Annotated in this window: 10 protein-coding genes and 2 pseudogenes; 9 read left to right on the top strand and 3 right to left on the bottom strand. The window is 66.3% G+C overall.

Annotated features, from left to right (window positions below; translation table 11 throughout):
• Positions 1 to 25: 25 nt before the first annotated feature.
• Together ACZK2V_RS19080 and ACZK2V_RS19075 are read left to right on the top strand one after the other, a co-directional pair.
• Positions 26 to 2,884: a TonB-dependent receptor gene (locus tag ACZK2V_RS19080; RefSeq protein ID WP_486322678.1), complete on the top strand. Its 2,859-nt coding sequence runs from the start codon at positions 26 to 28 to the stop codon at positions 2,882 to 2,884.
• Between the two features lie 180 nt (positions 2,885 to 3,064).
• Positions 3,065 to 3,337: a hypothetical protein gene (locus tag ACZK2V_RS19075; protein WP_486322677.1), complete on the top strand. Its 273-nt coding sequence runs from the start codon at positions 3,065 to 3,067 to the stop codon at positions 3,335 to 3,337.
• Positions 3,338 to 3,625: 288 nt separating this feature from the next.
• Here ACZK2V_RS19075 and ACZK2V_RS19070 read toward each other — a convergent pair whose 3' ends face one another.
• On the bottom strand, positions 3,626 to 4,747 hold the full coding sequence (locus tag ACZK2V_RS19070; RefSeq protein WP_049421739.1) for an HDOD domain-containing protein: 1,122 nt from the start codon (positions 4,745 to 4,747) through the stop codon (positions 3,626 to 3,628).
• A 152-nt stretch (positions 4,748 to 4,899) separates the two neighbouring features.
• Positions 4,900 to 5,436 (bottom strand): inorganic diphosphatase, encoded by a 537-nt coding sequence (ppa, locus tag ACZK2V_RS19065; protein WP_005410935.1) that lies wholly within the window; start codon positions 5,434 to 5,436, stop codon positions 4,900 to 4,902.
• Between the two features lie 184 nt (positions 5,437 to 5,620).
• Here ppa and ACZK2V_RS19060 point away from each other — a divergent pair, with 184 nt between their 5' ends.
• The 4 genes and pseudogenes from ACZK2V_RS19060 (at position 5,621) to ACZK2V_RS19045 (ending at position 10,885) form a co-directional block, all read left to right on the top strand.
• Positions 5,621 to 6,094 carry a hypothetical protein gene (locus ACZK2V_RS19060; protein WP_049421737.1) on the top strand — a complete coding sequence of 158 codons (474 nt, stop codon included), beginning with the start codon at positions 5,621 to 5,623 and terminating at the stop codon, positions 6,092 to 6,094.
• Positions 6,095 to 6,166: 72 nt separating this feature from the next.
• Entirely contained in the window at positions 6,167 to 6,667 is a 501-nt protein-coding gene (locus ACZK2V_RS19055) for an RNA polymerase sigma factor (protein ID WP_014038389.1), read from the top strand.
• A gap of 104 nt (positions 6,668 to 6,771) precedes the next feature.
• Positions 6,772 to 7,702 (top strand): annotated as a pseudogene (locus tag ACZK2V_RS19050) (FecR family protein).
• Between the two features lie 267 nt (positions 7,703 to 7,969).
• Positions 7,970 to 10,885, top strand: a pseudogene (locus ACZK2V_RS19045) (TonB-dependent receptor).
• 96 nt (positions 10,886 to 10,981) lie between these two features.
• Here the strand turns inward: ACZK2V_RS19045 and ACZK2V_RS19040 are convergent.
• The gene (locus ACZK2V_RS19040; RefSeq protein ID WP_006390068.1) at positions 10,982 to 11,239 is read right to left on the bottom strand and encodes a DUF2789 domain-containing protein; all 258 of its coding nucleotides are present in this window, start codon (positions 11,237 to 11,239) and stop codon (positions 10,982 to 10,984) included.
• 106 nt (positions 11,240 to 11,345) lie between these two features.
• Between ACZK2V_RS19040 and ACZK2V_RS19035 the strand changes: the two genes are divergently transcribed.
• The 3 genes from ACZK2V_RS19035 to exbB are packed head-to-tail and all read left to right on the top strand — an operon-like array spanning position 11,346 to position 13,147.
• Positions 11,346 to 11,933 carry a biliverdin-producing heme oxygenase gene (locus ACZK2V_RS19035; RefSeq protein WP_049400694.1) on the top strand — a complete coding sequence of 196 codons (588 nt, stop codon included), beginning with the start codon at positions 11,346 to 11,348 and terminating at the stop codon, positions 11,931 to 11,933.
• A 31-nt stretch (positions 11,934 to 11,964) separates the two neighbouring features.
• Positions 11,965 to 12,432 carry a YbaN family protein gene (locus ACZK2V_RS19030; RefSeq protein WP_121504430.1) on the top strand — a complete coding sequence of 156 codons (468 nt, stop codon included), beginning with the start codon at positions 11,965 to 11,967 and terminating at the stop codon, positions 12,430 to 12,432.
• Positions 12,419 to 13,147, top strand: a complete 729-nt coding sequence (exbB, locus tag ACZK2V_RS19025; protein ID WP_107431601.1) for a tonB-system energizer ExbB — start codon at positions 12,419 to 12,421, stop codon at positions 13,145 to 13,147. The genes ACZK2V_RS19030 and exbB overlap by 14 nt, the downstream gene beginning before the upstream one ends.
• Positions 13,148 to 13,153: the final 6 nt, after the last annotated feature.

The following is a 13,153-nucleotide window of genomic DNA, read 5'->3' as shown; positions in this document are numbered from 1 at the left end:
GCTAACACGTACCTTGGAGAGATAGATGAACGTTCGTATTCCCGCAGTGCGGCTGGGCCTTCTGCCGGCTGGCATTGCGTTGGCGCTGACGCCCGCCTTTGCTTCTGCACAGGAAGCAAAGGATGCGACCACCCTGGATCGCATCGAAATCACGGGCTCGCGCATCCGCGGCGCCTCGATGGAGACCCAGCAGCCGGTCCTCACCCTGAGCCGTGAGAACCTGGAAAAGCAGGGCTACACCACCGTCGCCGATGTCCTGCAGAACCTGACCTCGGCAGGTTCGCCGGCCATTTCCCGTGCGGACTCGCTGTCCTCCGGCGAAAACGTTGGCGGCTACTACGTCGACCTGCGCAACCTGGGCGCGCAGCGCACCCTGGTGCTGATGAACGGCAAGCGCCTGGGCGCGACCACTGCCGGCTACCAGGATCTGAGCCAGATTCCGATGGCCGCCGTCGAGCGCATCGAAGTGCTGAAGGATGGCGCCTCCGCCATCTACGGTTCGGACGCCATCGCCGGCGTGGTCAATGTGATCACCCGCAAGCGCTTCGACGGTGCTGAAGCCAGCGTCTACGTCGGCCAGTACGGCCGCGGCGACGGCGACACCAACACCTACTCGTTCACCCTCGGCTCCGAAGGCGAGCGTGGCGGCGTGACCCTGTCGGCCGAATACTCCAAGCAGGATCCGGTGTGGGCGAAGGATCGCTGGTTCAGCCGCGACGGCGGCCTGGGCCCGAACACCACCTCCGGTGATTGGAGCCCGCTGAGCCAGAACAGCACCTGGTGCGACCCGCGCGTGTGGGGCGACTGCAAGCCGCGCGCTGCAGGCCAGCCGCAGCCGGAGTGGATGACCCTGAATCCGGGCGGTGACCCGAAGAATGCGGCCGACTACCACCTGCTGACCCCGGCCGAGTACTCCAATGCCAACCAGCAGATGATGGTGCAGACAGGCATCGAGCGTAAGTCCGTGTACGTCAACGGCAGCTACGATCTGGCCGACTCGATCACCTTCAATGCTGACGTGCTGTACAACCAGCGCACCACTGACCAGCAGATCGCGGGTTACCCGTACCAGTCGCTGTCGTTCGGTACCCCGCTGTCGAAGGACAGCGCGTTCAACCCGATCGGTCAGGACGTCGAGTTCCGTCGCCGCCTGTGGGAAGTGCCGCGTACCACCAAGAGCGACCTCAAGACCCTGCGCTTCGCGCCGAGCCTGAGCGGCTTCTTCGAATTCGCTGGCAAGACCTGGGATTGGGACGTCGGCGCGCTGTGGAACCGCAACGAGCTGACCAAGACCGGCTACGGCGACATGAGCCTGATCGCATCCGAGCAGGCACTTGGCAAGTCGTTCATCAACGGCCAGGGTGTTGCCCAGTGCGGTACCGACGCCAACCCGATCCCGCTGAGCCAGTGCCGTCCGTGGAACCCGCTGCTGCCGTATGGCGTCAACGGCCAGGGCTCGCTTGCCGACCGTGATCTGCAGAACTTCCTGTTCCCGACCTACACCGACACCGGTGTGACCAAGACCACCAGCTACACCGCCAACCTGTCCGGTTCGCTGTTCGAGCTGCCGGCCGGTGACCTGGGCGTGGCCATGGGCTACGAGCACCGCAAGGAAGAAGGCCGCTTCGTGCCGGACGCCTTCCGTCAGTCGGGCCAGTCGACCGGCCTGGCGTCGACCACCACCTCGGGCAACTACTCGCTGGATGAGTTCTACCTGGAACTGAACGTGCCGATCCTGTCGGACCTGCCGTTTGCCAAGGAACTGACCTTCAACGTCGCCAGCCGCTACTCCGACTACAGCAACTTCGGTGACACGATCAACTCGAAGTTCGGCCTGGTGTGGCGCCCGATCGAAGAGCTGCTGGTCCGCGGTACCTACGCAGAAGGCTTCCGCGCGCCGACCGTCGACGATCTGTACGGCGGCACCAACTCGAGCTTCGAGCGTTACACCGATCCGTGCGGTTCGACCTCGCCGGGCAACGTCGCTGGCAATGCTGCCTGCGCCGGGGCTGGCGTGCCGGCCAACTACGTGCAGGTCGGCCAGGGCTTCGCGCCTTGCAGCACCTTCCCGTGCGCGACCCCGGACCAGTTCGTCAGCGGTTCGAATTCGGCTCTGAAGCCGGAAACCTCCAAGAGCAAGACGGTTGGCCTGGTCTGGAGCCCGCGTTGGGTGCAGGGCCTGGACATCTCGCTCGACTGGTACCGCTACGAGCTGAAGAACATGATCATCGCTGACAGCGTTGATCGCATCCTGCGTGACTGCTACGTGCTGGGCAACGCAGCTCGCTGCGAAGGCGTCACCCGTGCAGCCGATGGCCATATCGAGGCGCTGACCTACGGCCTGGCCAACCTCGGCTCGATGGAGACCGAAGGCTACGACCTGGGTGTCAAGTACCGCCTGCCGGAACTGTCGATCGGCAAGTTCAGCATCGACTGGCAGACCAGCTACCTGGCCAAGTACGACGAAGCCGGCCAGAACAAGAAGGGTGAGAACATCACCATCGGTCGCGTTGGTGAGCCGGGCCTGTTCCGCGTCCGTTCGAACCTGGGCGTGAACTGGGAGCTGGGTGACTTCGGTGTCAACTGGACTGCTCGTTACTACTCGGGCATGAAGGAAAGCTGCATCGACGACGCATGGTGCGACGCCCCGAACCACTACGCCAATGGTGAGCCGGATCCGCTGCGCCACACCGGCTCCAACACCTTCCACGACGTGCAGGTCAGCTGGAAGGCTCCGTGGGATGCCACCATCGCCCTGGGTGCGAACAACGTGTTCGATCACCGCGGTGCGCTGCAGTACTCGGCGCCGAACTCGAGCTTCGCCTACTACGGTGGCTTCGACGTCGGTCGCTTCCTGTACATGAAGTACACCCAGCGCTTCTGATCGTTCGAAGTGCGATAGCAATACAGGGAGGGCGGACCGCAAGGTCCGCCCTCTTTGCTTTTACTGCCATCAAGGATCGATCTCCAGCAGCGGTGGAACGGAGTGATCCGTGCCTGCCGTGTGCGTCTGCTGCAGGCGGGCCTAAGATCGGGACGCCCACATCAGATAAGGAGATTTGCTGTGAAGACTGTCAGATTCGTTCGTTCAGTGGTGTTCAGCAGTGTGTTGAGCCTTTCGGCAACGGCGATGGCTGCGCCATCTGCCCAGGAAGATCCGTCCTTCATCGATGCGCTGATCGCGAAATTGACCAGCGTGCTCGACCTGGACAATCCCGCATTCAATCCGCCCGTCGCACGCCCTGCAGTGAACCTTCCAGGCTATCCGGGTCTTCCGGTGGATGGTGGCGTGTGTGATCGCAAGAGCAGGGAATGGATCGTGTGCCGTCCGCGTTGAGCGGAATTCTGCGTTTCCAGCAGTGAATGGATGAATGACGATCAAGTGGGCCGTTGTTGATCCAGAGAGGGGAGGCCCACCTTGGGCCCTCCCTTTTTCGTTGGGTGGCCCATCAAGCATTGCATTGCGGTAACAGTACTCTGCCCATCCATCGTCCGAGCATTCAAGACAGATGAAGCACATCCGACGCATGACATCGGACGTCGCTGAGCCGTTGGAGGGTGTCGATGGCCGGCCCCAACTGGATCAGACTCCTTCGGGCGGATTGCACCTTTGCGGAGCGGTCGCTCAAGCCTCGCTCGGCACCAGTCCCATCAACGCATTGGCATGCTCGCGCCACTGCGGCAGCTTGTTGAGCACACCTGCGCGCTGCAGGTAGTCCTCATCCACCGGATCGCCGTTGACCAGCGCCAGCGCCACATGCACCGCACCGGTCACCCAGAAGCTGCGCGTATTGGCGCGCTGCGGCTGCAGGTGGAAGGCAACCGCTTCGATGATCGGCATCGGCAGGCCCCACAGGCCCAGCAGGTAGGCGCCGGCCTCTGCATGGCCGGGGCGGGTGTCACCGGCCAGCGACGGTTCGCTGCGCTCGTTGCGTACGCCGGGCAGCAGCAGGCCGATGTCGGCCAGCAGGGCGGCGGTCGCGCCCAGTTCGGCACTGGATTCGGGCAGCAGGCGCGCGGCCAGGCGCGAGGCGAGTAGGGCGCGCTGCTGCAGCGAATTGCGTTCGGCGGTGGACAACGTGGGTGCGGAAAACACCTCGCTGGCCAGCACCAGGTCGCGCAGCGTCGACAGGCCCAGGCGGGTCACGGCCGTGCGCAGGTCAGCGATGGTGCGTCCCTGGCTGAAGAACGCCGAGTTCGACAGCTGCAGCACCTTCGCGGCAATGGCCGGGTCGGCCGCCACCAGCTTGGCGACGTCGGCGCTGTCGGCGTCGTCGTCATGCTCCAGCGCCTGGGTCAGGCTCAGGTACAGGTGCGGCGGCGAGGGCAGCTTCTCGATACGGCCGATGGCATCGCGCAGGCGTGGGCTGTCCAGTACTTCGCGCAGCTCTTCCAGGCTGGTCAGCGCTTCCAGCAGCACTTCCGGTGCCAGTGGCAACGGCAGGAAACGGTGAGCGACACCGATCAGGCGTGCCGGCGGCGGCCGGTTGCCGTGCTGGGCATCGATCAGCGCGATGCGGATGGTTTCCGGGCGCAAGGTCCGGATCTGGCCCAGCAGCGTAGTGGCATTGAGATCCGGCAGCTGCGGGCAGACGATCACCGCATCCACGCCCTGCGTGGCCACCGCGGTCATCGCGGTCTGGCCATCGGTGGCGGTCAGCGGCTGCCAGTCTTCCCCAAGATCGGCAATGAATTCGGTCAGCTCGGCCGGCAGGCTGGCTGCATCCCCAACAAGCAGAATACGCACGACACATTCCCCTGACTGTCTCGACGATGGATGTCGACGACGTGTGAAGTGACGCAATTTACCTAATACGGCGGCACGTGTGATGTGCCGTCGTCATGAAACGTGACCCGCATCGCTCCAGCGGGGTGCCGCCGGAGCGATCCGGTTCAGGCTCAGGCCTTGCTGTCGAGATGGCGCTGGTGCGCCTCGATCAGGATCTGCTTGGCCTCAGCGGCGCCGCCCCAACCGTCCAGCTTGACCCACTTGCCCTTCTCCAGGTCCTTGTAGTGCTCGAAGAAGTGGCCGATGCGCTCCAGCCAGTGGCTCGAGACCTGGGCGATGTCTTCGACGTGCGCATAGCCGCTGAAGATCTTCGAGACCGGCACGGCCAGGATCTTCTCGTCGCTGCCCGCCTCATCGCTCATCTTCAGCACGCCGACCGGACGGCAGCGCACGACCGAGCCCGGCACCAGCGGCAGCGGCAGCACCACCAGCACGTCGGCCGGATCGCCATCGCCACACAGGGTGCTCGGCACGTAGCCGTAGTTGCACGGGTAGCGCATCGGGGTGGACAGGATGCGGTCGACGAAGATCGCGCCGGTTTCCTTGTCCACTTCGTACTTCACCGGCTCCGAGTCCTTCGGGATCTCGATGATGACGTTGATTTCTTCCGGCGGGTTCTTGCCGGGCGAGACGAGTTCCAGACCCATGGTCGTGCTCCAGGTGGGGGATGTAGACGGATAGCCCCCCATTTTATGCCTTTGCCGGGCGCTGTGCAGAGGGAGGGGCCGACGGCGCTGTGGGGCGGGGGCCTACCCGGCAGGCCGGGATTGGCTGATGGGGGCGGCCGGCATGGGAGCGCAGGCTGGACCAACCTTCCCAAGGAGTCTGCCCATGAACGTGTCTGCCCTGCCGTTTGGCCTGACCTGCATGCTGCTGGTTGCGCCTTTGGCACAGGCGTCCCCTTATGTCGACCTGATCGACTACCCGCACCAGGAGGCCAACTGGGACCGCTTCTTTGCCCTGGAAGGCCGTTTGCAGCATGGCTTCGATGCCATCTGTGGCGACACCTTCTGCGAGGGCGAATACAGCGATATCCGCGCCCTGCGCCTGCGCTGTTCGGTGGATGCGGTGCGGGGAACCGTGCATGAATGCCTGTGGGCATTCGCCGCCAGCGATCTGGAGGTGTCCCGCAACGATGGCGCGATCAGGGCACGGCAGCCGACCTGGCTGTGCCGCCTGCCGCTGGGTGCGGGAACCCCGGTGGAAGCCTTCCATGCCGCGCTCGCCGCCCGCGATCCACTGCATGACCCGCTGCCGGGGACCTCGCAGAGCGTCTATGACGGGCTGACCGGGTGCATCCATTGATGCGAACGTGACTGATTCTCATTAACGGAGTAGCATGCGCGGCGCCTTCCGTCTGTCGTCCCGGTTCCGCGCATGTCCTCCAATGCCGCCTCCCTCACCGAACTGCTGATCCGCGAGCGGCCCGCGCTGCTGCGCCGGGTGCAACGCATCCTGGGGGGCGACAACGGCGCCGAAGACGTGATCCAGGCGGTGTGGTTCAAGGCACGTGGCGTCGACGACAGCCAGGCCATCGACAACCCGCGCGCCTATCTGTACCGGCTGGCCGCCAACTTGGCCACCGACCATGGCCGCGAATCGACCCGGCGCAACCGTCTGCTGGCCGACCACTACCTGTGGGGGCCGGACGAGGTGATCTCGACCGAAGAGCAGGCGATGGCACAGGACGAGCTGCAGCGGGTGCTTGACGCGGCGGGGCACCTGCCGGAGCCGACCCGCACCATCTTCCGGCTCAACCGCCTGCAGGGGCTGACCCAGGCCGAGATCGCACGCCGTCTGGGTGTGTCGGTGACTACCGTCGAGAACCATGTGCGCACGGCGCTGCAACGCCTGGCCTGGGCGCGCAGCGGCCGATGATCGCCCCGCCTTGGGGTTGGCCCTCGCTGAAACGTCTTGATCACTGGACCGCGGATGCGGTCTAGTTCCTCCGCCCGCGCTTGAATGCGCCTGTCCGCCAGCCGATGAGCCCGCCGAACACGCTGCCCGCCGCCAATGACGATGCCCTGGCCGAACAGGCCCGGGGCTGGATCGCGTGGCTGGCCTCGGGTGACATCGGCGAGGGGCGCATGCATGAGTTCGAACGCTGGTTGGCACAGCCGGGGCACCGTCGGGCCTTCGAGCACGAGCGCGCTGTGGCGCAGCGTCGGACCACGCCCGCAGGCCCGGCCGGCCGAGCGCCGGCGCCCGCGGCGGCTGCGCTGGGCAATGGCCGCTGCAGCTGCGCTGGCGATGCTGGTGGCATGGCCGGAGGCCTGGTTGCGGCTGCAGGCCGACCATCGCAGTACGCATGTCGTGCAGAACGTGCAACTGCCCGATGGCAGTCGAGCCGTGCTGGATGCGGACAGCGCGATCGCCGTGCGGTTTGATGCCGATGCACGCCGGATCGAGCTGCTGCGCGGGCGCGCCTGGTTCGAGGTCAGCCCGGACGCCCAGCGGCGTTTCAGCGTGCGCGCGGGCAATGGCGTGGTCGAGGACATCTCGACCGCGTTCTCCGTCGCACGCGACAACGATCAGGTGGAAACCCAGGTCGGACAGGGCAGGGTGCGCGTGGCCAGCCCGGCCGACGGTGGCTGGACCTACCTGCAGGTGGGACAGCGTGCGGTCTATGGCGAGCGCAGTGGCGTGACGCGTCTGGGAGATGTGGCGGCCGACAGTGTCGGCGCGTGGCGGCAGGGTGAACTGCTGCTGGAGCAGGCCAGCGTCGCCGAGGCCGTGCAATGGGTCGGGCGCTATCGCGCTGGCCCGACCTTCGTGCGTGGCGATCTGTCGCAGCTGCCGGCCGTCAGTGCAGCATTGCGCATCGATCGCCCGGAGCAGGCGCTGGATGCGTTGGCGGCAACAGCAGGTCTTCGGGTTACTCGTCTTCCATTCGGCGTCGCCATCGTGCAGTAGATCCACGCCATGCGTGGATGACCGTCCCTGTGCCGACCAACGGTCGGCACCCACCACTGCAAGCAGCCGACCAACGGTTGGCACCCACCGCGGCAACCAGCCGACCCACGGTCGGCACCTGTCGCGGCCGCAAATCGCTCTTGGGGTTGCCGCGCTTTCATCCGTCTTACTCCGCGAACGTACCCGCCGCCGCCAGTACGTCGCCGTGTCCGCCCGTGTTGCGGATGTCGCCGCGCCCGCGGCACCGATTACCTGACAGGTTCCCCCATGTTCGATTTCCATCGTCCGGGCCGCATGCCGCGCCCGTCCCGCCTGTGCATCGCCCTGCTGGCGGCCGGCCTGGCCAGCGCCGCGCCCTCCGTACTCGCGCAGGATGCCAGCGGTGACCACGCTGCCGTGCAGCGCTTCGATATCCCCGCGCAGCCACTGGACGAGGCGCTGCGCAGCTACATGCGCCAGTCCGGCGTGCAGGTCGTGTACCCGGCCACCCTGGCCCGGGGTGTGACCTCGCGCGGTCAGCGGCAGCCTGTCGGCCAGCGAGGCTTTGCAGCACCTGCTGCAGGGCAGTGGCCTGGCGGTGCGCCGGGTCAGTGCCGATGCGGTGACCCTGGAAGCGGCAGCGTCGGCGCAGGCCGACAGCGGTGTGATCGTCACCGATACGCTGAGCGTGGCCGGCGACCGTATCGACAGCGGCGCAACCAGCGACGAGGCGCGCCTGCTCGACGGCTATCGCAGCGTTGGCTCCACCACCACGCTCAACCGCACGCACCTGGAGCGTTTCCGCGGTACCTCCAACGGCGACATCGTCAAGGGCGTGGCCGGCGTCACCGCCGGTGATCCGCGCGTGGGCAACGGCTTCGACGTCAACATCCGTGGCATCCAGGGCCAGGGCCGCGTGCCGGTGATCATCGATGGTGGCCAGTCCAGCATGGATACCTATCGCGGCTATGCCGGCCAGTCACAGCGCACCTACCTCGACCCGGACCTGATCTCCAGCCTGACCATCACCAAAGGCCCGAGCCTGCAGGCCAACGCCTCCGGTGGTATCGGCGGCGTGGTCGAGATGGAAACGCTGAAGATCGGCGACGTGCTGCGCGAAGGCCGTGATTTCGGCGTGCGCGTGCGTGGCGGCCTGGCCAACAACAGCGCCAACAACATGCCGTCCTACAGCGCCGCGCCGCGCAACGATCGCAGCGCCACCGGCAGCCAGTTCTTCAACGTCGCCGCGGCCGGTCATTGGGATCGTTTCGATCTGGTCGCCGCCTATGCCTACCGCGACAATGGAAACTACTTCTCCGGCAAGCACGGCTACGACGACTTCCCGCAGACCCGGCGCACGCTGGCGCCGCTGAATCCGCCGCGTACCGAGGTCTTCAATACCTCGGCGCGCTCGAAGTCGGCGCTGCTCAAGGGCACCTGGCGCATCGACGATGCACAGACCCTGGAAGCGGGCTACCGCCGCTACGAGGGCACCGCCGGCGAGATCATGGCCTCGCAGATCATCCGTGTGGATCGTGACCGCATTCCGCAATGGGACCCGGGCCACGTCGACATGGACAGCTACACCCTGCGCTATCGCTTCAACCCGGACAGCGAGCTGGTCGACCTGCGCGTCAACGCCACGTACACCGACACCGACAGCGTGATGTACAACAGCCTGACCGGCATCACCCCCTGGTACTTCGATCGCCGCACCGAGTGGTACGACGCGCCCAGCTTCAGTGGCGACCCCGGTTACAAGGATGCCTACCGCAATCCGCTGCGTCAGAAGCGCTTCGGCCTGGATGCCAGCAACACCTCGAAGTTCGATACCCACGCCGGTGCATTCACCCTCGACTACGGCCTGTCCTACAGCGATGAGGACATCGCACCGGGCAGCTCGGGGCCGGTCATGCACGATGACCTGATCAACAACCGCTTCCTGCGCAACGCCGAGCGCAAGGAATACAGTGCCGTGGCCTCGCTGAAGTGGCAGCCAGATGAGCATTGGGAACTGCTGGCGGGCGGCCGCTGGAACCGCGTGGATGTGCACGACCGCAACCGCCTGGCCACGCCCGATGCCTACGAGGTGCAGGGCCAGTACCGCTACACCGAGCTGCTCAATGGCAACCCGGCGCTGCCGTCGTGGCGGGCCAAGCGCATCGCGCTGCTGAACTGGTATCCGGACGCCAACGGCAATTTCACCCAGGAATCGCTGCTGGCTTCACCGTACAAGAAGGGTACGGTGGGCGATATCGGTGGCTGGAACTTCTACGACGCCGGCAAGGCGCAGGACCTGGAGGTGCCGGTCAGCTGGACCTGGTCGCAACCGATCCGCCGTCGTGACACCGCGTTCTCGCCGACCGCCAGCGTGGCTTACCGCTTCAGCGAAGACACCATGGTCTACGTGAAGTACGCCGAAGGCACCAAGCTGCCGAGCCTGTTCGAGACCACGCTGGGCCTGTTCACTGCCGCCAAACCGGTGGGTGAGCTGAAGCCGGAGCGCGCGGCAGCTGGGAAATCGGCGCCAGTACCATCCGCTACGACCTGTTCACTGCCGGCGACCGCCTGGCACTGAAGCTGGCCTACTTCGATACCCGCATCGATGACCTGATCACCCGCGACTACCGCACGCTGTCGGCTGGCCTGATCCGCAACGTCGACCAGTTCAAGGTCTCGGGCATGGAGTTCCAGTCCAGCTATGACAGCGGCAAGGTTTTCGCCGACCTGTCCGCGCACTACTACTTCAAGGCCAAGACCTGCGCGCCGGACATCGCCGCCGAGCGCCGTGCCTATGGTGCGCAGCGCAGGAACGATGAGCTGGCCAACACGCCCAACTGCGTGGACGGCGGCTTCGAGGGCTCGTACACCAATACCCAGAACCCGCCGCGCTACATGGTCAACCTGACCCTGGGCTCGCGCCTGTTCGACGAGCGCCTGACGTTCGGCACCCGCGTGGTCCACAACGCCGGCCCGATCAGCAAGCTGGACAAGGACTGGAACGTGGGTCTGTCGGCGATCCAGCAGCTGTACCGGCCGACCACCCTGGTGGACCTGTTCGCCAGCTGGAGCTTCAACGACCAGCTGTCGGTGGAAGCCGGCGTGGACAACCTGACCGACCGCTACTACCTGGACCCGCTTGCCCTGGGCGTGATGCCGGCCCCGGGCCGTACCGCGCGGCTGGCGTTGACCTGGAAGTACTGATCGTCGGGGTCGGATCCCTTTCCTGCAGAAAGGGCTCTGACCCCAGCGGGAGACAACGGTAGCGCCGGGCTATGCCCGGCGCCTTCCTCCGGCCGGTTACAGCCCGGTCGCCGCCTTCACGGCATCTTCGTGCAGCGACTCGTTCAGCTCATCCACCACCGTGGTCCATGCCGCATCGGCCTGCAGCGACTCGGACAGGAACTGGCGCTGGGCATCGTTCCAGTACGGCGCTTCGACCACTTCCACATCGGTGGCCAGCTGGTGTTCGCGGATGAAGCGGGCGATGCCCTCGGCGCTGGCATCCAGGCCCAGCTGCAGGAACAGGTTGGTCATGCGCGGTTCGGTGGTGATCATCGTCGGTTCCTGCGGGAAGAAGGGATACGCCATTATCGGTGCACATGGCCTTGGGGAAAGCCCCGTGGCGAACGTCTACAGCAGGACGACCCCCTTGGCACCCCCCATGAACGCACACATCGCCCCTGAAGACAGCCGCAGCCTGCGGCTCAAGGCCGCCACCCGCGACAGCCATGGCGCGCTGGACAAGCGCATCATGGCCGGCGACATCTTCGCCGACCGCAGCAACTTCGCCCGTTTCCTGCGCGTGCAGTATCGCTTCCACCGCAGTATCGATGCGCTGTATGCCAACCCTGCGCTGGATGCACTGCTGCCGGACCTGGGCGAGCGCCGCCGCCTGACCCAGGTGGCGCGCGACCTGCAGGATCTGGAGCAGACCCTGCCGGGGGCCGACATCGCGGCGTTGCCGTCCGATCTGGAGCTACCCGCCGCATTGGGGTGGCTGTATGTGGCCGAAGGCTCCAATCTCGGCGGCACCATTCTGTACAAGATGGCTGCCAAGCTCGGCCTGGATCGTGATTTCGGCGCCCGCCACCTGGCCGCACACCCGGATGGCGCGGCGCGCCACTGGCGTGAATTCACCGCTGCGCTGGATGCGGTGCCGCTGAGCGCCGAGCAGGAGCAGCAGGTGATCGATGCGGCCGATGCAGCGTTCCGCAGCGTGCACGGTCACGTTGAAGTGGAATTCGCCTGATGCACGCCTCCCGCCTATCGGCGCAACGCTGATGCGCTGGCTCTGGTTCGCGCTGGGCTGGCTGATGGTCGGCCTCGGGGTGATCGGCGCGCTGCTGCCGGTGATGCCGACCACCATCTTCCTGATCCTGGCCGTGGGCTGCTTCGCGCGCAGTTCGCCGAAGTTCGAGCAACGCCTGCTGGCGCACCCGCGCTACGGCCCGTCACTGCGGCTGTGGCGTGAGCAGGGCGCGGTGTCGCGCAAGGGCAAGGCGTTTGCCAGCGCCGGCATGGCGGTGGGCTTCGCGCTGTTCTGTTGGGGCGCACATCCGTCCTGGCGGCTGCTGCTCGGCGTGGGCCTGTTCTTCGCGGTCAGCGCCGGCTACGTGCTCAGTCGGCCCGCACCGCGGTTGGAGCCCAACCCGGTCGTGGAAGTGGACGACGCCAATGATCCGCGCACGGTACGCCGCCGTGCAGCGACCCCTGATGCTGATGGAAAACGAGACGATGCTGCCTGCTGACCTGGCCCCCGTGGCTGCTCCTGCACTGACCCCGTGGGGCATGTACCTGGCCGCCGATGTGGTGGTGAAAACGGTGATGATCGCGCTCGCGCTGGCGTCGCTGGCCACCTGGACCGTGCTGCTGGCCAAGGGCTGGGAACTGGCCCGCCAGGCACGGCAGCTGCGCGCAGCGCGTGCGCTGCTGCTGCAGGCGCCGAGCCTGCCCGGCGAGAGCGCCGACGCCAGTATGCAGCAGGGTACCGCACTCGCCATGCTGGACGCAGCGCGCACCGAACTGCGCCTGTCGCAGGAACTGGATAGCCGCGACGGCATCAAGGAGCGCGTGGCCTCGCGCCTGGACCGCATTGAACTGGAAACCGCGCGCGTGCAGCGACGCGGCATCGGCGTGCTCGCCAGCATCGGCGCGGTGGCGCCGTTCGTCGGCCTGTTCGGCACGGTGTGGGGCATCATGAACAGCTTCATCGGCATCGCGCACAGCAACACCACCAACCTGGCGGTGGTTGCGCCCGGCATCGCCGAGGCTCTGCTGGCGACCGCGCTGGGTCTGGTCGCAGCGATTCCCGCCGTGCTGGTCTACAACCACTTCAGCCGTGTGCTGGCCGGCCTGCGGGGTCTGCTCGGCGATCTGTCCGCGGCTGTGCAGCAACTGGTCTCGCGCGATCTCGATCGTGCCGTTCCGCGTACCGCAGCGGCGCCGCTGCGTGCGGTGCACTGAGGCGCG

Source organism: Stenotrophomonas sp. 93052_Sma, from assembly GCF_056481145.1.
This window is presented reverse-complemented; position numbering and strand designations above follow the sequence as displayed.

What these genes read in the sequence shown, in the direction of transcription:
- ACZK2V_RS19080 (WP_486322678.1), top strand. Translation starts at nt 26, where the DNA reads ATGAACGTTCGTATTCCCGCAGTGCGGCTGGGCCTTCTGCCGGCTGGC.
- ppa (WP_005410935.1), bottom strand. Translation starts at nt 5,436, where the DNA reads ATGGGTCTGGAACTCGTCTCGCCCGGCAAGAACCCGCCGGAAGAAATC.
- ACZK2V_RS19060 (WP_049421737.1), top strand. Translation starts at nt 5,621, where the DNA reads ATGAACGTGTCTGCCCTGCCGTTTGGCCTGACCTGCATGCTGCTGGTT.
- ACZK2V_RS19055 (WP_014038389.1), top strand. Translation starts at nt 6,167, where the DNA reads ATGTCCTCCAATGCCGCCTCCCTCACCGAACTGCTGATCCGCGAGCGG.
- ACZK2V_RS19040 (WP_006390068.1), bottom strand. Translation starts at nt 11,239, where the DNA reads ATGATCACCACCGAACCGCGCATGACCAACCTGTTCCTGCAGCTGGGC.
- ACZK2V_RS19035 (WP_049400694.1), top strand. Translation starts at nt 11,346, where the DNA reads ATGAACGCACACATCGCCCCTGAAGACAGCCGCAGCCTGCGGCTCAAG.
- ACZK2V_RS19030 (WP_121504430.1), top strand. Translation starts at nt 11,965, where the DNA reads ATGCGCTGGCTCTGGTTCGCGCTGGGCTGGCTGATGGTCGGCCTCGGG.
- exbB (WP_107431601.1), top strand. Translation starts at nt 12,419, where the DNA reads ATGCTGCCTGCTGACCTGGCCCCCGTGGCTGCTCCTGCACTGACCCCG.